26 protein-coding genes are annotated in these 23,714 nt (G+C 68.4%); 9 read left to right on the top strand and 17 right to left on the bottom strand.

The window, feature by feature from the left end; translation table 11 throughout:
• Positions 1 to 84: 84 nt before the first annotated feature.
• The 3 genes from INQ41_RS01540 to INQ41_RS01530 all read right to left on the bottom strand — a co-directional run bounded on the left by INQ41_RS01540 (position 85) and on the right by INQ41_RS01530 (position 2,695).
• The gene (locus INQ41_RS01540; RefSeq protein WP_193985632.1) at positions 85 to 1,008 is read right to left on the bottom strand and encodes an arginine deiminase-related protein; all 924 of its coding nucleotides are present in this window, start codon (positions 1,006 to 1,008) and stop codon (positions 85 to 87) included.
• Positions 1,005 to 2,081: a tRNA dihydrouridine(20/20a) synthase DusA gene (dusA, locus tag INQ41_RS01535; RefSeq protein WP_193985630.1), complete on the bottom strand. Its 1,077-nt coding sequence runs from the start codon at positions 2,079 to 2,081 to the stop codon at positions 1,005 to 1,007. The genes INQ41_RS01540 and dusA overlap by 4 nt, the downstream gene beginning before the upstream one ends.
• Before the next feature lie 131 nt (positions 2,082 to 2,212).
• Positions 2,213 to 2,695: a DUF421 domain-containing protein gene (locus INQ41_RS01530; RefSeq protein WP_193985628.1), complete on the bottom strand. Its 483-nt coding sequence runs from the start codon at positions 2,693 to 2,695 to the stop codon at positions 2,213 to 2,215.
• A gap of 131 nt (positions 2,696 to 2,826) precedes the next feature.
• On the opposite strand from INQ41_RS01530, the gene INQ41_RS01525 reads away from it, so the two are divergent.
• Complete coding sequence (locus tag INQ41_RS01525) at positions 2,827 to 3,267, top strand: MgtC/SapB family protein (protein WP_193985627.1); 441 nt, start codon at positions 2,827 to 2,829, stop codon at positions 3,265 to 3,267.
• 78 nt (positions 3,268 to 3,345) lie between these two features.
• Here the strand turns inward: INQ41_RS01525 and INQ41_RS01520 are convergent, their stop codons facing one another.
• Positions 3,346 to 4,053: a pseudouridine synthase gene (locus INQ41_RS01520; RefSeq protein ID WP_193985626.1), complete on the bottom strand. Its 708-nt coding sequence runs from the start codon at positions 4,051 to 4,053 to the stop codon at positions 3,346 to 3,348.
• On the bottom strand, positions 4,050 to 5,135 hold the full coding sequence (locus INQ41_RS01515; protein ID WP_228076749.1) for a class I SAM-dependent methyltransferase: 1,086 nt from the start codon (positions 5,133 to 5,135) through the stop codon (positions 4,050 to 4,052). Before INQ41_RS01515 ends, INQ41_RS01520 begins: the two co-directional genes overlap by 4 nt.
• A gap of 180 nt (positions 5,136 to 5,315) precedes the next feature.
• Here INQ41_RS01515 and INQ41_RS01510 point away from each other — a divergent pair, with 180 nt between their 5' ends.
• Positions 5,316 to 5,570: a hypothetical protein gene (locus INQ41_RS01510; RefSeq protein ID WP_193985624.1), complete on the top strand. Its 255-nt coding sequence runs from the start codon at positions 5,316 to 5,318 to the stop codon at positions 5,568 to 5,570.
• Between the two features lie 36 nt (positions 5,571 to 5,606).
• Here the strand turns inward: INQ41_RS01510 and INQ41_RS01505 are convergent, their stop codons facing one another.
• Together INQ41_RS01505 and INQ41_RS01500 are read right to left on the bottom strand one after the other, a co-directional pair.
• On the bottom strand, positions 5,607 to 8,177 hold the full coding sequence (locus INQ41_RS01505) for an ABC transporter permease (protein WP_228076660.1): 2,571 nt from the start codon (positions 8,175 to 8,177) through the stop codon (positions 5,607 to 5,609).
• Positions 8,174 to 8,944 (bottom strand): ABC transporter ATP-binding protein, encoded by a 771-nt coding sequence (locus tag INQ41_RS01500; RefSeq protein WP_193985623.1) that lies wholly within the window; start codon positions 8,942 to 8,944, stop codon positions 8,174 to 8,176. Before INQ41_RS01500 ends, INQ41_RS01505 begins: the two co-directional genes overlap by 4 nt.
• A 99-nt stretch (positions 8,945 to 9,043) precedes the next feature.
• Here INQ41_RS01500 and INQ41_RS01495 point away from each other — a divergent pair, with 99 nt between their 5' ends.
• The 3 genes from INQ41_RS01495 (at position 9,044) to INQ41_RS01485 (ending at position 11,071) form a co-directional block, all read left to right on the top strand.
• Entirely contained in the window at positions 9,044 to 9,712 is a 669-nt protein-coding gene (locus tag INQ41_RS01495) for an arylesterase (protein WP_228076659.1), read from the top strand.
• A 129-nt stretch (positions 9,713 to 9,841) separates the two neighbouring features.
• Positions 9,842 to 10,381: an RNA polymerase sigma factor gene (locus tag INQ41_RS01490; protein ID WP_228076658.1), complete on the top strand. Its 540-nt coding sequence runs from the start codon at positions 9,842 to 9,844 to the stop codon at positions 10,379 to 10,381.
• A 33-nt stretch (positions 10,382 to 10,414) separates the two neighbouring features.
• Complete coding sequence (locus tag INQ41_RS01485) at positions 10,415 to 11,071, top strand: serine/threonine protein kinase (RefSeq protein ID WP_193985620.1); 657 nt, start codon at positions 10,415 to 10,417, stop codon at positions 11,069 to 11,071.
• A 57-nt stretch (positions 11,072 to 11,128) separates the two neighbouring features.
• On the opposite strand, the gene INQ41_RS13365 is transcribed toward INQ41_RS01485, so the two are convergent.
• Both INQ41_RS13365 and ku read right to left on the bottom strand, forming a co-directional pair.
• A complete protein-coding gene (locus INQ41_RS13365; protein ID WP_407074258.1) occupies positions 11,129 to 11,884 on the bottom strand; it encodes a M23 family metallopeptidase in 756 nt (251 codons plus the stop codon).
• A gap of 204 nt (positions 11,885 to 12,088) precedes the next feature.
• On the bottom strand, positions 12,089 to 13,153 hold the full coding sequence (gene ku, locus INQ41_RS01475) for a non-homologous end joining protein Ku (RefSeq protein ID WP_193985618.1): 1,065 nt from the start codon (positions 13,151 to 13,153) through the stop codon (positions 12,089 to 12,091).
• 167 nt (positions 13,154 to 13,320) lie between these two features.
• Here ku and INQ41_RS01470 point away from each other — a divergent pair, with 167 nt between their 5' ends.
• On the top strand, positions 13,321 to 13,647 hold the full coding sequence (locus tag INQ41_RS01470; RefSeq protein WP_193985610.1) for a DUF3247 family protein: 327 nt from the start codon (positions 13,321 to 13,323) through the stop codon (positions 13,645 to 13,647).
• Positions 13,648 to 13,771: 124 nt separating this feature from the next.
• Here INQ41_RS01470 and INQ41_RS01465 read toward each other — a convergent pair whose 3' ends face one another.
• Positions 13,772 to 13,981 carry a cold-shock protein gene (locus tag INQ41_RS01465; protein ID WP_043958777.1) on the bottom strand — a complete coding sequence of 70 codons (210 nt, stop codon included), beginning with the start codon at positions 13,979 to 13,981 and terminating at the stop codon, positions 13,772 to 13,774.
• A 345-nt stretch (positions 13,982 to 14,326) separates the two neighbouring features.
• Between INQ41_RS01465 and INQ41_RS01460 the strand changes: the two genes are divergently transcribed.
• A complete protein-coding gene (locus INQ41_RS01460; RefSeq protein WP_193985609.1) occupies positions 14,327 to 14,593 on the top strand; it encodes a DUF3297 family protein in 267 nt (88 codons plus the stop codon).
• Between the two features lie 45 nt (positions 14,594 to 14,638).
• Positions 14,639 to 16,234: an MFS transporter gene (locus INQ41_RS01455; protein WP_228076657.1), complete on the top strand. Its 1,596-nt coding sequence runs from the start codon at positions 14,639 to 14,641 to the stop codon at positions 16,232 to 16,234.
• 27 nt (positions 16,235 to 16,261) lie between these two features.
• On the opposite strand, the gene INQ41_RS01450 is transcribed toward INQ41_RS01455, so the two are convergent.
• The 5 genes from INQ41_RS01450 to INQ41_RS01435 all read right to left on the bottom strand — a co-directional run bounded on the left by INQ41_RS01450 (position 16,262) and on the right by INQ41_RS01435 (position 20,697).
• Positions 16,262 to 17,104, bottom strand: a complete 843-nt coding sequence (locus INQ41_RS01450) for a ZIP family metal transporter (RefSeq protein ID WP_193985598.1) — start codon at positions 17,102 to 17,104, stop codon at positions 16,262 to 16,264.
• Positions 17,050 to 17,811, bottom strand: coding sequence for an ABC transporter permease (locus tag INQ41_RS01445; protein ID WP_193985596.1), 762 nt, complete (start codon positions 17,809 to 17,811; stop codon positions 17,050 to 17,052). Before INQ41_RS01445 ends, INQ41_RS01450 begins: the two co-directional genes overlap by 55 nt.
• On the bottom strand, positions 17,808 to 18,758 hold the full coding sequence (locus tag INQ41_RS01440; RefSeq protein WP_193985594.1) for an ABC transporter ATP-binding protein: 951 nt from the start codon (positions 18,756 to 18,758) through the stop codon (positions 17,808 to 17,810). The genes INQ41_RS01445 and INQ41_RS01440 overlap by 4 nt, the downstream gene beginning before the upstream one ends.
• Before the next feature lie 117 nt (positions 18,759 to 18,875).
• A complete protein-coding gene (locus INQ41_RS13195; protein ID WP_228076656.1) occupies positions 18,876 to 19,007 on the bottom strand; it encodes a putative transporter small subunit in 132 nt (43 codons plus the stop codon).
• Positions 19,008 to 19,017: 10 nt separating this feature from the next.
• Positions 19,018 to 20,697: a sodium:solute symporter family protein gene (locus INQ41_RS01435; RefSeq protein WP_228076655.1), complete on the bottom strand. Its 1,680-nt coding sequence runs from the start codon at positions 20,695 to 20,697 to the stop codon at positions 19,018 to 19,020.
• 316 nt (positions 20,698 to 21,013) lie between these two features.
• Between INQ41_RS01435 and INQ41_RS01430 the strand changes: the two genes are divergently transcribed.
• Complete coding sequence (locus INQ41_RS01430) at positions 21,014 to 21,733, top strand: glycosyltransferase (protein ID WP_193985592.1); 720 nt, start codon at positions 21,014 to 21,016, stop codon at positions 21,731 to 21,733.
• A gap of 58 nt (positions 21,734 to 21,791) precedes the next feature.
• On the opposite strand, the gene INQ41_RS01425 is transcribed toward INQ41_RS01430, so the two are convergent.
• Entirely contained in the window at positions 21,792 to 22,376 is a 585-nt protein-coding gene (locus tag INQ41_RS01425) for a DUF6630 family protein (protein ID WP_193985590.1), read from the bottom strand.
• 82 nt (positions 22,377 to 22,458) lie between these two features.
• Complete coding sequence (locus INQ41_RS01420; RefSeq protein WP_193985588.1) at positions 22,459 to 23,673, bottom strand: HD-GYP domain-containing protein; 1,215 nt, start codon at positions 23,671 to 23,673, stop codon at positions 22,459 to 22,461.
• Between the last annotated feature and the right edge of the window lie 41 nt (positions 23,674 to 23,714).

The following is a 23,714-nucleotide window of genomic DNA, read 5'->3' as shown; positions in this document are numbered from 1 at the left end:
ACACGAGGCAGTGAATCCGGTCTGAACTTTTTTTTTACATCCACGGGCCATTCAGACTGGGCCCGCGAGGCGCGCGACGTCAACTCAGAACACTTCTCCGATGCAGCAGCGCAGCGAGCCGCCGCCGGCCTCGATGGCGTCCAGCTCCACCGTCGCAACGGTAAAACCGGCAGCGACGAACGCGTCGCGCGTCGCCGGTTGCAGCGAACGGCCGGCGTGCGCGCTCATCCAGACGCGGTCCTCGGACAGGGCGATGCAGTTGCCGGCGAAGGCCGCGTGCTCGCCCGGCGCGAGCCGGATCGCGTGCGGGCCGTACAGCGCGTCGAAGGCGTCCAGTACCGAAGGGTCGGCAAACCCGCGCGGGCAGATCACCGCCGCGCGCCCGGCCAGCACCGCCAGCACGACGTTGGTGTGGTACTCGCCCGGCGCGAGGTCAAACATCAGCGTGGCTCTCAGGCCGAAGGCCTCGTGCATCAGCCGCGCACCCTCCTCATCGCAGCGCTCCGACAGGCCGGCGAATCCCAGCCCGCGGGCGCGATCGATCACCAGCGCCCCGGTCAACTCGCAGGCGTGCGGCTGCTCCGAGAGGTCGACGGGTGCGTAGCCCAGCACGTCACCGAAGAAGCCGCGGATGTCGGCGCGCCCCGCTTCCCGCTGTCGCACCGGATGGCGCATGCGGCCGATCACGTAGCGAGCCTGCCCGTCCACCCGCGCGGTGCCGAAGACGTTGTTGGGGAACAGCGCGTCCGGGGTTTCCGGATCGCCGGCGAAACACACCGTCGGCACCACCTGGGAAATCGCGCGCTGCAGGTCGCGGTGCTGGGCCGAGGCGCGCGCGGCATTGAATCCGTCGGCCTGCGCCATGTAGCGGTTGTCGGCGGCGGACTGCTCGGCCAGCCGGAAGCCGTCGGGGGCGACCATGAAGGCCGCGCGCGCGGTCAGCGGGCCAAAGTCCGGCGCGGTGGCGCTGGCGGCTTGGAGGAAGCTGGCTGTGTCTCGCGTGATCATCGGTATCCCGTGGCGGAAGAAGGAATGGAGGCCGCGGCATCGTAGGCAAAGGACTCGGTAACCGCCAACGCGCGTTCGACCAGCGACCAGTCGGCGCCGGGTTTGTGCGCGCCCTCGCTGAGCACCTGGCGGAACGCGCGTCCGCCGTGCTGGCCGGCGAACAGTCCCAGCACGTGGCGGACGATGTGCTTGAGGTACACGCCACGCGCCAGTTGCGCCTGCACATACGGTCGGTAGGCACGCAACAACTCAGCGCGCGAGCGCAGCTCACCGCCAAACCACGCCACGTCGAGCCGGTGCAGCAGGTAGGGGTCGTGGTAGGCGGCCCGACCGAGCATCGCGCCGTCGACACGATCCAGGTGCGTGGTGGCCTCATCGGCGTCGTTTATCCCGCCGTTGACGATCACCTGCAGCTCCGGCCGCTCGGACTTGAGCCGGTATGCCCAGTCGTAGCGCAGCGGCGGCACCTCGCGGTTCTCCTTGGGCGACAGGCCCTTGAGCCAGGCGTTGCGCGCGTGCACGACGAACATCGTGCAACCCGCCTCGGCGACCTCGTCGATGAAGGCGCGGAAGCGGCCGTAATCGTGGTCGTCGTCGACGCCGAGGCGGCATTTGACGGTTACCGGGATGTCGCAGCTGCCGATCATCGCCTTGACCGAGGCGGCGACCAGCGCCGGCTCGCGCATCAGGCAGGCGCCGAAGCGGCCGGCCTGGACCCGATCGGACGGGCAGCCGCAGTTGAGGTTGATCTCGTCGAAGCCGGTAGCGGCGCCGATGCGCGCCGCCTGCGCCAGCAACTCCGGCTCGCTTCCGCCCAGTTGCAGCGCGACCGGGTGCTCGACCGGATCCATCGCCAGCAAGCGCGCGCGGTCGCCATGGATCACCGCATTGGCGTGGACCATCTCCGAGTAGAGGCGTGCGTTGGGCGCGAGCAGGCGATGGAACACCCGGCAGTGCGAGTCGGTCCAGTCCATCATCGGGGCAACGGACAGGCGGACGGATGCCTCGTAGCGGGACTGCCCGGACCCGATGGCTGGATGACTCGCGCTGTCGCGGTTTTCGGGGGAGCTCATGAGCGGCATTTTCGACCATTTCTGCGCGCCTCACACGCGTGGGCCTGAATGCGCCGTGCCCTGCGCGATCGCGGGTGGGTCATCGGCAACGCTTCATCCACGCGAACGGCGAACTTGCGCTGGTGAAAAGCTCAGGCAGCCGGCGTGTCCCGGCCGATCACGCTCAGCGTTCCGTCCGGTTCCAGGATCACCGACCGGACCTCCTTCAATTGCTGGAAGCCGTGGTTGCGAAGCGCCTGCATCACCTCGTCGGCGGCAATCCGCTCGGCCCGCAGCGCCGAAGTAAGCAGCTCGCCATCATGGGCAAGCAGGCGCGGCTCGCTGGCGAGCAGTTTCCTGACCCGTCTTGAGCGGGCGGCGAGCCAGCTGAACGCAAACTGCCACGACATGAGCACGACCAGTGCGGTGACGCCTTCCAGCAGCGACACCGATTTGCTCAGCAGGATCGTGGCCAGGATCGACCCCAGGGCGATGGTCACGACAAAGTCGAAGGCGTTGATCTTGCTGAGGGTGCGTTTGCCGTATCCGCGCAGCAGGACCACCAGCGCCAGATAGGCGCAGCTGCCGACAACAACCACGCGGAGCAGTTCAGACCAGTCAGCCGATATATTCATCACGATTCCTGCCGGGGCACCGACGACCACGGTAGGGCACGGCGACGCTGGGAAACGTGAGACGTGCCGTCACTACCTTGTACTCACTGCGCCGGAGCCAGGATGGAAACTCTCGTGTCGGGCGTCAGCGCATGGACCTTGGGTGGCATCAATTCCAGCCGTATGCCGCGCTGGTGGCATCGCTGTTGCTCGCCTTCCCGGTGGCATGGAACCGGGAACAGCACAGCGACCTGGTCGGGGTGCGGACCTTCCCGCTGGTCGCGGTGGGTGCATGCGCCTATATGTTGCTCGGGCTCTACTTCATCGACGGCGCCGGACCGGAGGCAAAGGCGCGGCTGCTGCAAGGGCTGATGACCGGAATCGGCTTTGTCGGTGGCGGAGCGATCCTCAAACACGACGACACGGTGTCCGGGACGGCATCGGCGGCCAGCATCTGGATCGTCGGCGCGATCGGCGCGGCTGCTGCCATGAGTGCCTGGGGGTTCGCCGTCACGTTGGCGGTGATCAACTGGCTGGTTTTCCGGGTCTTCATGCGGTTAAAGGTCCGCTCCGATCGCAGCTTGGACAAATAAGCGTCAGCTGCGGATGGCGCGCGCACGGCGCCAGCACTCCAGCGGTCCTGGCATGGACGTTCGACACGGAGCGCGAACTCAGTCCACGGCACGGAACAGGCGGTCGAGATCAACGCCATCCAACAGCCGCCACTCGCCTTCGGGGAGACCGTCCAGAGCGAGACCGCCAACCTGGCTGCGATGCAGGGCGTCGACGTGGTTGCCGACCGCGGCGAACATTCGCCGGACCTGGTGGTAGCGGCCCTCGGTCAGGGTCAGCCGGGCGCGTCGTGGGCCATCGACGACCATGAGCGCGGGAGCGAGCGGGGTGGTTTCCGACTCCAGCATCAAGGTGCCACTGGCGAACACCGCCGCCTCGTCGCCGCGCAGGTCTTGGGCCAGGGTGGCCTCATAAACCTTCGCCAGCCCCGTTTTGGGCGAGGTGATCCGGTGCAGCAACTGGCCGTCATCGGTCATCAGCAGCAACCCGCTGGTCTCGCGATCCAACCGCCCGACGGGTGACAGTAGCGGCGAGCGCAGGCGGAAACGGGGGGGGAGCAGGTCGTAGATCACCCGGCCCGGATCCCTGGTCGAGCACGTGTATCCGGTCGGCTTGTGCAACATCAGGACCATGCCGGTGGGTGGATCGAGCGCCTCGTCGTCGATGCGGATCGCGGCGTGGGGAACCTTGTCGTCCGCGTACAGCACCTCGCCGTCGGCGTCGGTGATGCGGCCCTCGCGGAACATCAGCGCGACCTGTTTGCGACTGCCATACCCCAGGTTGGCGATCAGCTTGACCAGCTTCAAAGCGAGCGACCCCCGGGCCTCGTGCGCACGAACGGCAGTTCCGCCGGCGCCGGGCGGGACGCCGATGCCTTGACCGCCTCGATGATCTTGAAGCCGTCGTGCTGGGCCACCGTTCGCACGCTGCCGAAACTGTCGGTCAGCACGGCCTCGTAGGGCAGGTGGCGGTTGGCGACCATCCACAGCCGGCCACCGGGCTTGAGCGCTTCGGCGGCCACGGCGATGAACCGGCGACCGATATCCGGGCGGTAGCTGCTGCCCTGGGTGTGGAACGGCGGATTGCTGATGATCACGTCGTACTGCTTCGGCAGGCCAGCGGTGACGTCATGCCAGTGGTAGTCGAGCCTGGCGGTGGTGGCGACCGCGCCCAGATTGGTTCGCGCCAGCGCCAGCGCCCGTGCCTCCGCTTCGTAGAGATCCAGCGCGGTGATCGACGGGCAGCGCGCCAGCAACTCGGCGGACAGGTAGCCAAAACCCGCGCCAAGATCGGCGGCCGCACCGGCGAGGTCTGTGGGGAGCTGCGCCGCCAACAGGGCCGAGGCCGGGTCGATGCGGTCCCAGGCGAACACGCCGGGACGGCTGATGAACCGGCCGCCGGCGACCGGCCGCGGCGCATCCAATTGCAGCCATTGCGCCTGCAACGCCGTGTCCAGCGACGCCGCACTGTCATCGACGTGCAGTGGCGCGGTCCAGAACACGCGGCACTTGTTCTTGGTCAGGTCGGCGACCGCGCCGGTGAGCTTGCGCAGGTCGTCCTGGGCGGAACGGGCGCCCTCGTTGTTGCTTACGCAGGCGATCACACGGCCACCCGGCGCCACCCGCTCCACAGCGCGGGCGTACAGCGCGCGCGATTCCTCGCGCTGGCGCGGCGGCAGCACCAGCACCATCGGATAACGGGCCGTATCGTCGGGCGCGACCAGGACCAGGCCTGCCCGCACGAGGGCATCGGCATCGGGTTTGAAGCTCTGTTCGCACACCAGGCCGGGCAAGGGGCGCTGGTGCAGCGGCCAGCCATCGCGCGCACGCAGGAACAGCGCCCCGCCCTCCCCGGGCCACGGCAGCAGGCCGCGTTCAAAGGGCAGCATCAGGGTTTCCAGCGCGGGGTCGTCAGTGGCCAACGGTGTGCATCGGTAGGGAGATGCGCGCAGTTTAGCGTGGCAGTTGCCGCGTGCCGGGTCGTTCATGCCCTGACAACGCGGGTTTCATCGCGAGCCAACATCGAGCGCGACAGTCTGGCCCCACCCCCGCAGCGGAGACGAACCACCATGCGAGCACTCTTCATCGGCGGCACCATCGACAGCAGCGAAGTCGACCTCGACGGCCAGCCGCCCGCCCAGTACCCGGAAAATGCCGGGGGCGACACCCAGCGCTACCGGCTTTTCGAGACGGGCCGCCGTGACGGCGAGGTGGCCTACGCCATTTACGCGGCGATCGGGATGGACAACGCTGAGGTGGAGCGCGTGACCGCCGAGCGTGCATACGCCAGGCGGTTTTCCGCCGACGAGACCGTCAGGCAATAACGGGCTCCATGACAACCGGCGGCAAGATGCGCTGACTCAGCCCTGCAGCTCACGCAGCGTTTGCGATGGCGGCGCGTCCAGCACCTTGCGGGTGGCGAACATGCCGGCGACCAACGCGGCGAGCATGCCCAGCACCGCGCCGGCAAGCGCCATCGACCAGTTGGGCTGCCAGGGAAGATCGAACACGCGCACCGCCACCACGCCCGCCAGCACGGAGGCGGCGACTGCGGCGACCACCCCGGACAACAGGCCGACGACGGCGAACTCCGACGCCTGCGCCAGCCGCAATTGACGCCGGCTGCCGCCCAGCACCCGCATCACCCCGCCTTCCAGCAGGCGCTCGTCCTGGCTCGCGCTTACCGCCGCCAGCAACACCAGCACCCCGGTGGCCAGCGAAAACCAGAACACCACCTCGACCACCACCGACACCTGGTCGGCCGTCGCCCGGACCTGCGAGAGCACCGCGTCGATGTCGATCACGGTCAGGTTGGGGAATCGGCCGACGAGTTGCGCGGTGAAGCGCGTCTGCTCCGGCGGAACGCTGATCGCGGTGATGTGGCTGGCCGGGAAGCCGTCCAGCGATCCCGGGGAGGCCACCACGAAGAAGTTCGGCCGGAAGCTGGTCCAGTCGACCTCGCGCAGGCTGGTGATCGTGGCGGTGAACGGCTGGCCGGCGATATCGAACGACGCGGTATCGCCCAGCTTCCACTGCAGCGATTTTGCATACCCGGCCTCGACCGAGATCTCCGGCGTTGCCGGCACGCCGTCCCAGAAGCGGCCGGCAGCGACGCGGTTGTCGTCGTCCAGCGTCGCGGCCATGGACAGGTTGAACTCGCGCTCCGTGCGCCGCCGGTCGGGACCGTCGCTCGGTTCGGCCGTCGCATCATCAGTGTCAGCGTCGGTCGCCCGGACCACCGGCGCGCCGTTGTGGGCCACCAGGCGGGCGCGGATCATCGGGTACAACGTGGGAGCGGCGATGCCCTGGTCGGCGATGAACTTCGCCACCGGATCGATCTGGTCGTCCTGGACGTTGATGATGAACCGGTTGGGCGCGTCGGCGGCGAGCTGGAGCTGCCAGCGGTCCAGCAGGTCGGTGCGCACGAAGGTCAACAGCAGCAGCGCCATCAGGCCCAGGCCGAGCGATGCGATCTGGGCGATGCTGGTCGCCGGGCGGCGGCTGACGTTGGCCAGCCCGTAGCGCAGGCTGCCGCGCAGGCGCGGGCGCAGGCGACGCAGCAACACGATCATCCCCCAGCCCAGCGCGCCGAGTACCACCGCGGTGGCGACCAGTCCGCCGAGCATGGCGATCCCCAGCGTGGCCGAGCCCGCCTTCCACCACAGCAGCGCGGCCAGGCCGGCCAGGCCGGCGGCAGCCACCAGCCATGCACTGGGCTCGGTCGGGTCCAGATCGCGGCGCAGCACGCGCAGTGCGGGTACACGGCGCAGCGCCAGCACCGGCGGCGCACCAAACGCCATCAGCACGACCAGTCCGACGGCAAAGCCGTGCAGCGCCGGCGTCCAGCCCGCGGGCGGGATGGTCATGCCCAGCATCGGCGCCAGCCACAGGCCGATGCCCCATTGCAGGGCGAACGCCAGGGCGACGCCGACCGTGCTGGCCATCAGTCCCAGCATCAGCAACTCGCCGATATGGATGCCCACCAAGGTGGCCTGGCCGGCGCCCAGGCACCGCATCACCGCCGTCCCCGACAGATGACGCTGGCTGTGCTGCCGCGCCGCCATCGCGACGGCGACCGCCGCCATCACCACCGAGACCAGCGCGGCAAGGCCGAGGAAGCGTCCGGCGCGGTCCAGCGCTGCGCGGATCTCCGGACGCGCATCGCCCGCGGTTTCCAGCCGTTGGCCGCGGGCAAGCTCCGGCTTGACCGTATTGACGAACCGGTCCACCGCCCCGGCCTGCCCGGCAACGACCAGCCGGTAACCGATCCGGCTGCCTTCCTGCACCAGCCCGGTCGCCGGCAGGTCCGCCAAGTTGATGAATACCTTCGGCGCGATGTTGAAGTAGTCCAGTGCGGCGTCCGGTTCGGAAGCGACCAGCGCGGCCAGGGTGAAGCGGGACTCGCCGACCACGATCGTGTCGCCGACGTCCGCATCCAGCGTGCTGGCACCGGCGCGGCTCAGCCAGGCGGTGCCGGGCGCGGGGATGGCGGCAGCATCACGCTCCACGCCGTCCGCACCGACGATGCGGAACACGCCTCGCAGCGGGAATCCGTTGCCCAGCGCGCGCAGGTCGCCCAGCTGCAGGCGGGCATCCGCGCCGCCGCCGACGCTGATCATCGTGTTGAGCTCGACCGTCGTGGTCTGTTTCAGGTCGAGCGCGGTTGCCGTGTCGGCAATGCCCGAAGCGATCGGCGAATCGCCGCGCACCACCGCATCGCCGCCGAGCAGGCGGTTGGCTTCGATGGCGAGCGCGCGCTCGGCCCGATCGGTGACAAAACCGACCGCCGTCACTGCCAGCACCGCCAGCACCAGCGCGGCCAGCAGGATGCGGATGTCTCCAGCCTTGAGGTCGCGTCGCAGCTGGCGCCATGCCAGCGCGGTGACCTTCAGAGCGCCGCTGCGCGGCCGCGCAGCCCGGGCGGTGCTCATGCCGCCTGCGGCCCGGTCGCGACCAGTCGTCCACCGTCCAGGCGCAGGCGCCGGCCGCAACGGTCGGCCAGGTGGTCGTCGTGGGTCACCAGCACCAGCGTCGTGCCGGCCTGCGCGTTGAGCTCGAACAGCAACTCGATGATCGCCTGCCCGGTACGGCTGTCGAGGTTGCCGGTCGGCTCGTCGGCGAACAGCAGCGACGGCCGGGTCACGAACGCGCGCGCCAGGGCGACGCGTTGCTGCTCACCGCCCGACAGCTGGCGCGGGTAGTGGCCCAGACGCTCGCCGAGGCCGACCTGCTCCAGGATCGAGCGCGCCGGACCCTCCGCGTCGCGGTCGCCGCGCAGCTCCAGCGGCAACATCACGTTCTCCAGCGCGGTCAGCGAGGGCAGCAACTGGAAGTTCTGGAACACGAAGCCCACCTTCTCCCCGCGCACCCTCGCCCGGCCGTCCTCGTCCAGCGTGGACAGCGACTCGCCGTCGAGTTCGACATCACCGCTGCTGGGCGTGTCCAGGCCGGCCATCAGCGACAGCAGGGTGCTCTTGCCCGAGCCCGAGGCGCCGACGATGGCAATGGTGTCGCCGGCATCGATCGTGAACGTGATGCCATCCAGGATGGTCAGCTCGCCGGTCGGCAGGGGCACGCGCTTGCCCAGACCGCGCACGCTGAGCGCCGCTGCACGGGCTTCCGCATCACGGCGATCAACAGCGGTAGCGGGAGCTAATGGCGTCGCGGTTTCATCGGCGGGCAGGGGGAGATCGGCCATGATGGCTCCTGGGTCACGGCCGCGCGGTTGCGGTTGGGCGACGGTTGATCGGATGGGAGAGCGATGGTGACAGTACGCAGAACCGCGGCAGCGGTTTCCATGACGCCACGATATGAGGCTGGTGGCCGGCGCATTCAATCCGGCGCTGCCTGGGCGATGCTGCTGTTGATGTTTGCCGTTGTTTTGGGCGCGTTCGCGCCAGCGGTTGCCGCGCCTGCAAGCAGGACCGTGCTGGTGATGGGCGACTCGCTGTCCGCCGGCTATGGGATGGCCGCCGAGCAGGGCTGGGTCGCGCTGACCGCGGAGCGGATCGCCAGGCAGAAGCCGCAGTGGCGGGTGGTGAATGCCAGCATCAGCGGAGAAACCACCGCCGGCGGTCGCTCCCGGATCATCGACGCCGTGGTCCGTGAACGCCCCGAAGTTGTGGTGATCGCCCTGGGTGCCAACGACGGCCTGCGCGGCCTGCCCACGGCGCGCAGCGCGGACAATCTCGCCTTCATGATCGGCGCGGCGCACGGCGTGGGTGCCAAGGTGCTGCTGATCGGCATGCAGATGCCGCCCAATCTGGGCGCGATCTATACCCGCGCGTTCGAGCAGAACTACCGCACGTTGGCGGATCGATTCAACGTCGCCCTGCTGCCGTTCCTGCTGCAGCCGATCGCCGCCGATCGCGACGCCTACCAGGACGACAACCTGCACCCCACCGCCGCCGTGCAGCCCCAGTTGCGCGACCACGTCTGGACGGCACTGGCACCGCTGCTGGACTAGCCGTGCTCCGCGCCCCCAGTCGGAGGACCGCGACCGTGCCGAGCGGGCTGGAACGGCGGCTGCAAGCAACCACTCGCGGTGCCGGTGTGATATCTCGCCTCTTCGGGCGAATCACTTTCCATGGACACGATGAGCGCACCCTACGCGATGACTCCAGGCACCGGTGGCCCGCACGCCCGGCAGGCCGTGTTCACCGCCATGCTGGAACAGCACCGCGGCATCGTGCTCAAGATCGCCTACAGCTATTGCCGGGACACCGACGACCAGCGCGACCTGGTGCAGGACATCAGCCTGCAACTGTGGCGCGCATTCCCGGAATTTGATCCCGAGCGGAGCCGGTTCTCGACGTGGATGTACCGGATCGCGCTGAACGTCGCGATTTCGCAGTTGCGCAGCAGCAGCCGGCGTCGACGTCACCACCTGGATGTGGATGATCACGCGATCGCGGCGGTTCCCGATCAGGCTGCGGCCTCTCCCGAAAACACCCTGGCCTTGCGCACCCTGCATGCGCTGATCCGCCGACTCGATCCACTCAACCGCGCGCTGATGCTGTTGTATCTGGACGATCGCAGCCATCGCGACATTGCCGAGATCCTCGGCATCACCCCGGGCAACGTGGCGACCAAGATCGGCCGCCTGAAACAGCGGATCCGCGAGCAGATCGCGTAAATGGCGCACGCGCCCCACCCTCGGAGACACCTTATGGAACTCGATGACCTCAGGCAGGCATGGCACTCACTGGATGCTCGGCTGCAGCAGCAGAATGCGCTGGGCACGCGCATGCTCACAGAGCGCTCGCTGGAGAAGGCGCGCAGGCACCTGCGTCCCCTGCAGTGGGGCCAGGTCGCGCAGATGCTGTTTGGCCTGGCCTGTCTCGCGCTCGGCGTGACGGGCTGGAACGGCTACCCGCCGCAGCCCGGGACGCTTGTTGCCGGCATCGTCCTGCATGCCTATGGCGTGGCGGTGATGATCAGCGGCGGCATCACCCTGGGCCTGATCGGCCAGATCGACTACGCCGCGCCCGTACTGCATATCCAGAAACAGCTGGCCCGCCTGCGTCGCTTCTATGTACTGAGCGGCGCGGTGGTCGGTCTGTCGTGGTGGGTGCTGTGGGTGCCGGCGGTGGTCCTGCTCGCCGCACTTGGAGGGCAGGCCCGCCCAGCGTGGTTCTACCCGTGGGAATACCTCAGCGTCGCCGCAGGCGTGGTTGGCGTGATCGCGACGATCTGGTTCCACAGATTGTCTCGGGGCCCGGGACGTGCGCGTCTTGCGCGTTGGATGGAGGACAGCGCCACCGGTCACAGCCTGCGCCAGGCGCAGGCACGCATTGATGAGATTGCCAGTTTCGAATGCCCCTGAGCCGGGTGGGTCAACGCCGGGTTTCGGCGCGTCACACCCCGCGCGAGCGGCCCCTCCCTACTGCGGCGGCTGGCCGGTCAACACCGGGTAGGGATTGATCGCCGTGCCGTTCCACCACTGCCGCTCCTCGTCCAGCGCGAAGATGCCGAAGTGCAGGTGCGGCGCCTCGTCGCTGGCGTTGCCGGTACTGCCCACGTAGCCGATGACCTCGCCCTGCTTGAGCGTCCGGCCTTCCTCGAGGTTGTCGGCGTAGCGGTCCAGGTGGGCGTAGTAGTAGGCGTAGCGACCGCTGGGCTCGAACTGGTAGATCGTCAGCCCGCCGCGATCGCTGGTGAACAGCTTCTCCACCGTCCCGTCTGCGACCGCCAGCACGGGCGTGCCGCGCGGCGCCATGATGTCGATCGCCTCGTGGACGCGGCCGCTGCCACGCGCGTCCTCGTAGGTGTTGCTGAGCTGCCGCGCGCTCACGCCGCGGACCGGCACGATCAGCTTCAGTTTGGCCGCGTCAGCCAGCGCGGCCGCACTGCCGGGCCGTGCCGGCTCGCCGCCGGTGCCGTCATGGCCCCGCTCCGCGTCGGGAGCGACTCCATCGGACGGGGCCCGACGCGGTGCGACTTCGACCAGGTCGGGCTTCAGTGCGGTGTCGTTGCGCTCATCCCCAGCCAGCGGTTCCACCGGGATCGGCTCGCGCCGGATCTCCGGCAGCGCGGCCACGGGTGCCTCTACCGGCGCGGGCGGCCGACGGCTCATCACGAAGTAGACGATGTTCGCGCCGACCAGTGCGCCGGCGAGGAACAGCAGTACGCCCCTCAGCATGGAGCTACCCGCCCGGCGCGCAGCCAGGGGTGCATGAGCCCGCAACGGATCTGCGCGCTTGAATCAGGGGCGCGAGCGTCATCGTCGCGAGGCGATGTGGAACAGGGCGCTGATGTCATGGGGTGGACCGGGCCTGGAGTCGGGCTGATCCTCCCCGATCCCGGCAATGCGCTGCGTGAACGCGGCGCGGGCCGCTGCTGCTCAGGCCACGTTGCGGCGCTTCGCGGGGCTCTTCTTGGCAGTTTCGGCAGACTTGTCCTTGGCGCTGCGGGCCGGGGCCTTGGCCGGCGCTTTTTTGGCGGCGGTCTTTCTGGTGGTCGCCTTCTTCGCCTTGGCGGCGACCGGCTTGTCCTCGTCGGCGTCCTTTTTCGCCGGCTTGCCAGCCGACTTCGACGACGCCTTTTTCCTGCCCGCTGACGACGCCTTTGCCGGCGCGTCGCCGGATGCCTTGTCCTGCGCCGGTGTGCGCTGCTTGCGCTCGATGCTCTTTTGCAGCAAGGACATGAAGTCCACCACGTTGGTCGCCGCGTGGTCGCCGACGGCCGGCTCCTCGTCGGCGTGCTCGACCACCTTGTGGTCCTTCACGCGCTTGGCGATCACGTCGTGCAGCCGCTGGCGGAATTCGTCGTGGTAGTCCTCCGGGTTCCAGTCGCCGGACATCGCCTCGATCAACTGCTCGGAAATCTGCTGCTCTTTGGCGGTAATGCGGTAATCGGCAGGCTTGCCCTCGGGGATGCGGTACTCCTCGATATCCACCAGCTCCTGCGGGAAGCGCATCATCAGCAGCAGCAGCGCCTGACCGTGTGGAATCACGGCGCACAGGCTCTCGCGGGTGCGGATGACCACGCGCGCGATGCCGATGCGGCCGGTCGCGGTGAGCGCCTCGCGCAGCAGCACGTAGCCCTTCTCGGCCTTCTTCGCCGGCACCAGCACGTAGGGTTTCTCGAAGTAGCGCGGGTCGATCTGGCTGGCCTCGATGAAGGACTCGACCTCGATCGCGTCGTGGCTTTCCGGCGCGGCCGAACGGATGTCCTCCGGCTCCAGCACGACGTAGCTGCCCTTGTCGTACTCGAACGCCTTGACGATGTCCTTCCAGGCGACTTCCTCGCCGGTGGCGGCGTTGACGCGCTCGTAGCGGATCGGGGTCTGGTCGCGTGCATCGAGCATGCGCAGGGAAATGTCGGTGCGCCGCTCGCCGGCCATCAGGGAGGCAGGGATGTTGAGCAGACCGAACGAGAGCGTGCCGGTCCAGATCGGGCGGGCCATGGGCAACTCCTGCGTGGCAGACGGGAGGGAAAGTATCGGCAGGCCGGGGTGATGCAGGCGTGCAGCACCGGTGTGCGCGACCCGGCGGTTGGATGCGGCCGGGCCGCTTCACCGCGCATTGCCGCCCGCAGGGTTAGCGTCGAGGCCCGATCCAGACGGAGTCCGCCATGTCCCGCAACGCGCCGCGCATCCACACCGAGCCGTCCGCCATTGCCCGGCTGCAGGAACGCATCGACCTGCTTCCCGGCGGCGCCCACGTCAGCCTGCTGATGGATGACGGCGAGGAGATCGAGGGCATCGTCGTTGCCCGCCCTTCCGCGCAGCTGTTCTTCGGCCCCAACGGGAGCGAGGGCACCAACGCGACAGTGCGGCTGGTGCAACCGGCGATGTACCAGCCCGAGAGCGTGGCCAATACCGACGTCTGGCTGGACCGCATCGTGCTGGTCCGCCGGCTGGATCCCGAGGCGCAACCCGCACCGGCTCCCGGGCACTGAGTCCGGCAGCCAAAGCCCCGGGGGGAAACCCGAGGCAAAAACCGCAGGCAAAAAGAAACCCGGCCGAAGCCGGGTTTCCCTTTTATCGCGTGCGATCGCCGAGGCGACTGCAGTTGATCGGTGCTTAGACGGCTTCTACCGCGTCAGCCTGCAGGCCCTTCTGGCCCTGGGTGACGGTGAAGCTGACCTTCTGGCCTTCCTGCAGGGACTTGAAGCCCTGACCCTGGATCGCGCGGAAGTGAACGAACACGTCCTCGCCATTCTCACGGGAAATGAAGCCGAAGCCCTTGGCATCGTTGAACCACTTGACGGTACCGGTTTCGCGGTCTGACATTTTCTTGCTCCTTGGAACAGTGTTTTTGAAGTACCGCACGAATGCGGCGAGATGCTGGTTGCAAGGAGTAAGCGAGGTGCAACGATGTAGCGGATCTGGGATCTACAGCATCGGGCCACGATTCACGGTGACCCTGGCAAACAGCAAAGCGCACCGTACTGCCAGCGCGCCGGGATTGCAACAGGTTCGTACCCGGCCCTGACCCGCCGTTCAGAAGCGCCGCCGCGTTCGCGGCCCGTGCGGGCTGGCACAAGGCGACATGATGCCGTGCTGGCCTCGCGACCATTATCCTGTGCACCGGCGCCTGCTGTGCGCCACACCATCTCCAGACAAACGAGCGCCGCCATGACCGACCCCAACACCCCACCCGACCGCCTCGCCACCGACCCGCGCAGCCGCTACCACGACGAGGCGATGTTCGAGCGCGGCATCGGCATCCGCTTCAACGGCGAGGAGAAGACCAACGTGGAGGAGTACTGCGTCAGCGAAGGCTGGGTGCGCCTGCCGGTGGGCAAGTCGCGTGACCGACGCGGCAACGCCATGACCATGAAGTTCAGCGGCACGGTGGAGCCCTACTTCCTGGACACCGCGGCCGGCAGCGGGGACGAATAGGCGCCGGAACCGATCCGACGAGCCCTGCGGGTGAAGCCCGGCGCAATGTCCTTCCACCACCCGCTCGCCTTCTGGGCGGGTGGCACGTTGCTGGTGGCCGGAGTGCTCTCGCACCTGCCGATGTTCCTGATGGGCCGGCACACCGGCTGGCAGATGGTCGGCATGCCGATGGACGGCTGGATGCTGACCGGCATGGCGCTGATCCCGCTGGGCCTGGGTCTGGCCTTCCATGGCCTGATGCCGCGGCTGGGGCGCATGCGCCACCTGCTGCCCGCTGGCGAGGCGGTGCAGTTCCATCTCGCCGATTCGGTCGGCCTCAACCGCGAACACTGGAAAGTCGTGGCGGTGCTGGTGGTCGCGCTGACGGTGGACGTGATGAAGCCGGCCACCACCGGCTTCGTGATCCCGGGCCTGACCGCCGAGTACAACATCAGCACGCGATCGGCCGGCTGGCTCGCGCTGGTCGCGCTGATGGGCACGACGGTGGGCTCGCTGGTGTGGGGCCGGCTGGCCGATGCGTACGGCCGCCGCGCGGCCATCCTGCTGTCGGCGTTGATGTTCATGGGCACGGCCATCTGCGGGGCGATGCCGGCGTTTGGCTGGAACCTGGCGATGTGCTTCCTGATGGGCGCATCGGCCGGCGGCCTGTTGCCGATCACCTTCACCCTGATGGCGGAAATCATTCCGACCGCGCACCGCGGCTGGCTGCTGGTCGCGCTCGGCGGCATTGGCACGTCGGCCGGCTACCTGGCCGCGGCCGCGGCGGCCACCTGGCTGGAGCCGATGTTCAGCTGGCGCGCGCTGTGGCTGCTGGGCCTGCCGACGGGCGCGCTGATCATCCTGCTCAACCGCTTCATCCCCGAATCGCCGCGCTTCCTCTCCGCGGCCGGCCTGCCGCAGCAGGCGCGTGCGGTGCTCGCGCAGTTTTCCGGCGCGGTGCCTGTGGCGAAGGGCGATGCTGCCGAAGTGACCATCGCCGCGGTCGAGGCGACCTGCCACCCGGCTGAGGCGGGGACGCTGCTGCGCGGCGCGCACGCCCGCATCGGCGCGGGGCTGGCGATGTGCGGGATCGGCTGGGGCCTGGTGACGTTCGGCTTCGTGCTGTGGCTGCCGGTCAACCTGGTCAGGCTCGGCGTGGACGCGGACGCCGCCAGCGCGCTGCTCGCCCAATCGGCCCTGCTGGCCTTGCCGGGCATTGGCCTGGTGGTGTGGCTGTACCACCGCTGGAGCACGATCCGGTCGCTGGTGGCGTTCATCGCACTGACCGCGCTGGCGCTGGCGGCGTTCGCGGTGATCGATCTGGGCGGGCTGCGCTCGGTGACCGCGACCACGCTGGCCACGGCCGCGTTGCTGGTCAGCAGCGGCGGCGTGATTGCGATGCTGATTCCGTATGCCGCTGAGATCTACCCGGCCGCGGTGCGCGGCACCGGCGCGGGGATGATCGCGGCCAGCTCGAAGTTCGGCGGCATCCTGGGCGCCGGCCTTGGCGTGCTGGGGCTGTTCGAGCATGTCGCGCTGTCGGCGCTGGCGATCGCCCTGGCAATGGCGGTTTCCGGTCTTGTGCTCGCGCGCCACGGCGTCGAGACCCGCGGCCGGCGCCTGGAGGAGATCCAGCGCGCGCTGGCGGTTGCCGCCGCCTAGCCCTTGCCGTCCCGTCCGCCGCCGGGCTCAGCCCAGCGCGGTGTCCAGCAGCATCATCAGCACGAAACCGACCATCAACCCCGAGGTCGCGTGCTGCTCGTGGCCCTGGCGGTGCGACTCGGGAATGATCTCGTGGCTCACCACGAACAGCATCGCCCCGGCGGCGAAGCCCAGGCCGACCGGCAACAGCAGCGGCGCTGCGACCAGCACGCTGGCACCCAGCACGGCGCCGACCGGTTCGATCAGCCCCGAGCCGGCGCCCACCAGCACGGCGCGCGTCCGGTCATAGCCGACCGCCATCAGCGCGATCGCCACCACCAGCCCCTCGGGCAGGTCCTGGATGGCGATCCCGGTGGTCAGCAGCACGCCGTGCGAGTGGCCGGATGCGAACGCGGCACCGATCGCCAGCCCTTCGGGCAGGTTGTGCAGGCAGATCGCGAACACGAACAGCCAGGCGCGCTTCATCCGCGCCGGCGACGGGCCCTCCGGCCCCTTGATGAAGTGCTCGTGCGGCACCCAGCGCTCCATCAGCATGATCGCCAGCGCGCCGGCCAGGATCGCGGCACCGACCAGCAACCCGGAACGCCACGGTCCCAGGCCGCTTTCGCCCGCCGCCTGCAGTCCGGGCAGGACCAGCGAGAACGCGCTCGCGGCCAGCATCACGCCGGCGCCGAAGCCCAGCAGCGCGTCCTGGAATCGCTCGCCGATGCCGCGCGAGAACCAGGCCGGCAATGTCCCCAGCGCGGTCGCCGCCGCGGCGATCAGCCCGCCGCACAGGGCGCCCAGCACCGGGTTGGCCTGGATCGTCGCCACGATCATGCCTTCAGCTTCCAGCCGGTGCGGAATATCCACCACACCGACAGCAGGCATAGCGCCAGGAACGTGCCGATCGCCGCCACGCTGATGCCGATATTGACGTCCGAGACGCCGTAGAAGCTCCAGCGGAAGCCGCTGATCAGGTACACCACCGGGTTGAACAGGGTGATCTTCTGCCACACCGGCGGCAGCATGCTGATCGAGTAGAACGCCCCGCCCAGGAAGGTCAGCGGCGTGATCACCATCAGCGGGATCACCTGCAGCTTCTGGAAGTCGTCCGCCCACAGCCCGATGATGAAACCGAACAGGCTGAAGCTCACCGCCGTCAGCAGCAGGAAGCACAGCATCCACACCGGGTGCGCGATCTCGTACGGCACGAACACCCGCGCGGTGGCTAGGATCAGAAAGCCGACGATGACCGACTTGGTGGTCGCCGCGCCCACGTAGCCGATCACCACCTCCACCGCGGACACCGGTGCCGACAACAGCTCGTAGATCGTGCCCGACCATTTGGGCATGTAGATGCCAAAGGACGCGTTGGAGATGCTCTCGTTGAGCAGCGACAGCATGATCAGCCCGGGAATGATGAAGGCCCCGTAGCCCACGCCGTCGATGTCGCCCATGCGCGAGCCGATCGCCGCGCCGAAGACCACGAAGTACAGCGAGGTCGACAGCACCGGCGAGATGATGCTCTCGGCCAGGGTACGGAAGGTGCGCGCCATCTCGAAGCGGTAGATCGCGCGGATCGCGTGCAGGTTCATGGCCGCACCTCGCGCCGGCGGCCGCTGCCGGAATGGACCAGGCTGACGAAGATGTCCTCCAGCGAGCTCTGGCTGGAATGCAGGTCCTTGAAGTCGATCCCCAGCGCGTTGAGTTGCCGCAGCAGCGGCGCGATGCCGGTCGCCTCGCCCTGTGCGTCGAAGGTGTAGATGAGCGCGGAGCCGTCCTCGGCCAGTTCCAGCGGCAGGCCGGCCAGCGCCGCCGGCAGCGCCGCCAGCGGCTGCTGCAGCACGAGGGTGAGCTGCTTCTTGCCAAGCTTGCGCATCAGCACGTGCTTGTCCTCCACCAGCACCAGCTCGCCATGGTTGATGACCCCGATGCGGTCGGCCATCTGCTCGGCTTCCTCGATGTAGTGCGTGGTCAGGATGACGGTGACGCCTTGCTCGCGCAGGCCGCGGACCATCTCCCACATGTCGTGGCGCAGCTCGACGTCCACCCCGGCGGTGGGCTCGTCCAGGAACAGGATCGAGGGCTCGTGCGCGAGTGCCTTGGCGATCAGCACGCGGCGTTTCATGCCGCCCGACAGGGCCAGGATCTTGCTGTCGCGCTTGTCCCACAGCGACAGCTCGCGCAGGACCTTTTCCAGGTGCGCCGGGTCGGGCGGCTTGCCGAACAGGCCACGGCTGAAGCGCACCGTCGCCCACACGGTTTCAAACGCGTCCGTCGACAGCTCCTGCGGCACCAGCCCGATCTTGGCCCGCGCGGCGCGGTAGTCGCGCACGATGTCGTGGCCGTCGGCGATCACGCTGCCGCTGCTGGCATTGACGATGCCGCAGACGATGCTGATCAGGGTGGTCTTGCCGGCACCGTTGGGGCCGAGCAGGGCGAAGATTTCGCCGCGGCGGATCTCCAGGTCGATGCCCTTGAGCGCCTGGAAGCCCGACGCGTAGGTCTTGGTGAGTTGCTGGATCGAGATGATCGGGGGCACGCGGGCTTCCGGGCGGTTGGCGACGAGGGTCGATCGTAGGACACGATCGTGGGCGTCGATCGTGAGCGTTGATCGTGAGCGTCGATCGTAACCAGCCGGCAGTGCCAGCGACGTGCGTCAGACCAGTTCGTCACCACTGCGCTTGGCCGCGCGGGTGTCGCGGTACAGCCCCACGCCCATCAGCACCATCATCACCAGCACGATCGCCGGCCATACCAGCACATACAACGTCATCAGCAGGTCACGCATGCGTGTCTCCTCAGCGGTCGGATACGGACGCGGCCGCCACCGTGCCAGGCTCGTCGTCCTGGAAGGCGGTCACGCGCTTGGCGATCAGGTTGAAGTCGAAGGGCTTGTGGTTGCCGATGCTCAGCGCCGAGCAGACCAGCGTGCTGACACCGTAGGCGTTGAGCGAAGCGAGCAGGACCGGGTAGTCACGCAGGAAACCGAGCATCGGCACCACCAGTCCAAGCGCGGCCACCACCCCGACCGTCAGCCCGGTGCGCTTGCCGAAGAAGCCGAACGCCATCAGCCCCAGCACGACGCCGGCGCCAAGCGCGGCAAAGACCTCCAGCAGGATCGCCAGCGCACCCTCGATCGGCAGCAGCTGGAAGCGCGCGACGATGAAGAACACCAGCGACACCGCGACGGCGACCGTGAACGCGCGGTTGGTCACCTTGTTCCAGTACACGCTGGCGATCACCGGGAACACGATCGAGCCCCACAGCGCGCCGACGAACACCAGCAGGTCGAGGATGTCGATGCGGAAGCTGGCGAAGATCAGCCCGGCGGTGGTTGCCACGATCATGGTGATGCGCCCGACCCAGAGCATCGTGGCCGGGCGGACCTTGCCGCGGGCCAGGTTCTTGCCGTAGATGTCGGTCATCATGATCGAGGACAGCGCCGACAAGTCCGAGTCCGCCGTCGAAGACAGCGAGCCGATCACCATGATGAAGAAGATGCCGACCACGAACGGCGACAGGTAGGTCGAGGCCATCTGCGGGATCAGGTTGTTGTGGTCGCCGTCGGCCGGGCTCATGCCGATCATCAGCGCGAACACCCCGATCATGCCCAGCCCGATCACCGTCGCGCCGTAGCTGACCGTGGCGGCTAGGAAAGTCGGCTTGATCAGGTCCTCGCGCACCGCGAACAGGCGCTGGGCAATGGTCTGGTTGCCGATGGCGTAGGCCAGCACGGCGACGAAGTACGGCGCGCCCTGCTCCAGGAACGCCTGCTTGGAGAAGAACGTGGACTGATCGGCGCTGATCCGCTCCCAGCCCTGGGTGAAGATCTCCGTGCCACCGGCGCTGAAGAACACCAGCGGGATGATCAAGGCCGCCGAGCCCATCATCGCCCCGACCTGGACCACATCGGTCAGCAGCGAGGCGCGAAAGCCCGACCACAGCGTGTAGGACAGGGTGCCGATGCCGGCGATCAGCACGCCGTGGACAAAATCCAGCGGCGAAAGCATCGCGACCAGCGCGCCGGCGGCGGTGAAGTTCGCCATCAGGCTGATCACGCTGCCGACGATGTTGGAACCGGCCAGGATCAGCTGGCTGGAGCGGCCGTGGCGCGCATGCATGATCTCCGCCAGCGTGTGCGCCTCGGGTGCCAGTGCGCGGAAGCGGCGTCCGAAGGGGTAGATGAACAGGATCATCAGCGCGCCCCACAGCCCGTAATGGATCGGCCCGGAGATGCCGTACTTGTAGCCGGATGTCGCCGCGGCGTAGAACGAGGCCGCCCAGATCCAGGTCGCGGTCATGCTGGCGGCCGATACGCCGAAGCCGACCTGGCTGCTGGAGGTCATGTAGCCGTCGACGTTTTCCTTGCGTCGGCCGATGCGCGTGGAGATCAGGAAGGTCCCGCCGTAGAAGGCCAGCAGCAGCAGCAAGACAGTGGACGATTGCAGCTGGTTGAACTCGAACGCGGGAACAGCCAAGGACTTCTCCGATAAGTGACGACGGCGGATGCAAGGCGGAAGGACGGCAGGCCGCGTCGGACGGGTGCACCGGCGGTGCCACTACGACGCCACGCTGCGGGACCGCGACAGGGAAGCAACACCTGAACGGGCAACGCCGCAAAAACGGTCCGTTAGCGCCACGATGGGCGAAGATGCAGCGAGGACCGCGCGATTCCAATCCTCAACCTTAACAGAAACGCGTTCTGCGGGCCTTCCTTGGCGCCGGCAGCCCGGCATGCCAGCGATGGAAGCGGCTTTCGCAAGCCCTCTCGCGGCCCCGTGCCACCATCGCCGGATGGCAGACGATCCGCAGCTGAGCTTCATCGTGCCCGCGCACAACGAGCAGCGCCTGATCGCCGCGTGCCTGCAAGCGATCCACGCCAGCGCGCGCGAGTTGCGCGCCGACTACGAGATCATCGTGGTCGATGACGCCTCCACCGACGCCACCGCGGGCATTGCTGGCGAGCACGGCGCGAGCGTGGTGCAGGTGCAGCACCGCCAGATCGCCGCGTCGCGCAACAGCGGCGGGCATGCCGCAAACGGCGACTGGCTGTTCTTCATCGACGCCGACACCCTGATCAATCCCGACTATCTGGCAGCGGCTCTGCGGGCGCTGCGCGGGGGCGCGTCCGGTGGCGGCGCCGGCGTGAAGCTGATCGGACCCACGCGGCTGCACGAGCGCATCGGCCAGTGGCTGATGATCCACGTGTTCCGCCTGGTGGGCGTGACACCCGGCTGCAGCCTGTTCTGCACGCGCGCCGCGTTCAAGGCGATCGGCGGTTTTGACGAGCGCTATTACGCCGGCGAAGACGTGGCCATGGGCCGCGCGCTGGCACGCCACGGCCGGCTGGTGATCGTGCACGAGGTGGTGATGACCTCGGCACGCAAGCTGCGTACGCATTCGCTGGGTTACCAGCTGCGTTTGCTGGGGCGTTTCCTGTGGCGGGGCCGGCGCATGTTGCACTCCAGGGACGAACTGGAGATGTGGTACGGCGACCGCCGCGACGAACCGTAAACCCTGTCGGGTGGCCGGGCTGGCGCGCCGCGCGGCAAGCGCTTACGGCATCGGGCAATCAGAACGGGTCGCTGGCCGGGCGCACTTCGATCTCCAGTGCCTGGGCGACTTCCTGCATCGCCTCGTCGTCGCTGGACAGGGTGATCCAGCCGGCATGCACGCCTTCCTCGCCGTGCGGTCCGCTGGCCGTGTTCCAGGTCCACAGGCTGTAGCCGTACTCGCGCAGGCGGTCGGCGGCGACGGCCATGAGCGAAGGCACCTCGGCCTCGGCGAGGAAGTCCTCGTCGCTGGCATCCTCCACGCCCCAGTCGACCACCACGTTCCAGCGCGCCGCCAGCTCGGTGATGGTGTCGATAAAGGAGACCGCGTCATCCTCGTCGACGAAGAACCCCGACTTCCAGTCGATCAGGTCCTTCAGCAGCCACAGCGGTTCGACCTCGTCGGGGCCGGCGGCCTCCAGCGCCTCGCGATAGGCGGAGAACTGCTGCAGCGCCGATTCCTCATCGCCCGGATTGATCAGCAGCAACAGCTGCCAGACCAGCGCCTCGCGGGTGTCCGCCGACTCCAGGTCCACGCCGGTGCCGGGCTCCAGGCTGTTGGCGAAGTTGTCGTCGGGATCGAATTCCGGGTCGTGGGCAGTCATCGTCGTGTTCCGGGCAGAAGGCGTACCGGGCATCGTGCCACGCGGCCTCGTGCAGGAGTCGTCATGCTGACCTCGGTGGACGCTACGGGCGCAGTACGGCGCGGTCGCTGCACCACAACTCACTGGCGCTGGCCACCAGGGCGGCGTACTTGCGCGGCGGCACGGTTTCGGTGATCGCGTACGCCTGCATCGCGGTGTCGCGCTGCGCCGCCAATGCGGCCAGGGTGCCGTTGGCGTTGATCAAGCGCGCGACCACCGGATGCGAGGCGCCGCGCCCACGCCGCAGGACAACCCCCACCTCGCCGTTGGCCAGCCGCACCGGCGTGCCTGGCGGGAATACGCCGATCTCCCGCACCAGCAGGCTGGCCAGGGTCTCATCCACCGCCTTGCCACGCTCCAGGAACAGGCTGCGCAGGGCATGCCGGGCGTGCACGGCTTCGCGATAGGCACGTGGCCGGACCATCGCCGAGTAGATGTCGACGATCGCCAGCTTTCGCGCCGCGCGACTGATCGCGTCGCCTGACAGGCGATTGGGGTAACCACTGCCGTCGATGCGCTCGTGGTGCTGCAGGATCGCCACCAGCCAGACCGGATCGGCCACCCCGGCAAGCTGCAGCAGTTCGACGCTGGCTTGCGGATGACCGGTGACGACCGCCTGCTGCTCCGCCGACAACCCCGACTGTTGCTTGTTCATCGCACCCGCGACCGGCCCCAGGGCGACGTCGTAACTCAGTGCCGCGGCTATCACCGACAGGCTTTCCTGCTCGTCCCAGTCACGCGAGCGCACCAGCAGTTCGCACAGGGTGGCCGCGTGCAGCTGGCGCGCAACGTGGCAATCGTCGGTGACCTCCAACTGCATCGCGGCCAGCGCCGCATCCGCATCCCGGGCCACCAGGGCGCGCAGCCGTTCGGCGATTGCGAGCAGCTGGTCGCCCAGGTCCTCACCGCTGCCCAGCAGCAGGTGCTGGTGCACGAGCGCGAGTTCATGGCGGAGCAGCTGCATCTCGCGGAATACCGGCGGTTCCGGCGGCGCGTCGTCGGCGAGGGCGTCGTCGGGTTCCGCGTCGGCGGCATCGGGGTCGGTCCCGTCGCCGGCGGGGTGCTCATAGCCGTCGATCAGCACACCCGCGTTGGCATCGGTGTCCGGCACCACCATGCCGCGCTCCAGCACGACGTCGAGCTGCTCCTGGCTCGCCAGAACCATTCCTTCCACGAACAGCAGCTTGCGGTCGCGGTCGTACACCGACCACGCCAGTGGCGAACCGAGCTCTACATCGCTTGCTGCAACCGGGCGCACGGGCTACTCCAACGGCCACACAGATGGCCGGGCTTCCTTAC

The sequence above is a fragment of the Lysobacter ciconiae genome, assembly GCF_015209725.1.
Lineage (GTDB): Bacteria > Pseudomonadota > Gammaproteobacteria > Xanthomonadales > Xanthomonadaceae > Novilysobacter > Novilysobacter ciconiae.
The sequence above is the reverse complement of the archived record's forward strand: the minus strand, read 5'-3'. Positions and strand labels throughout refer to the sequence as shown.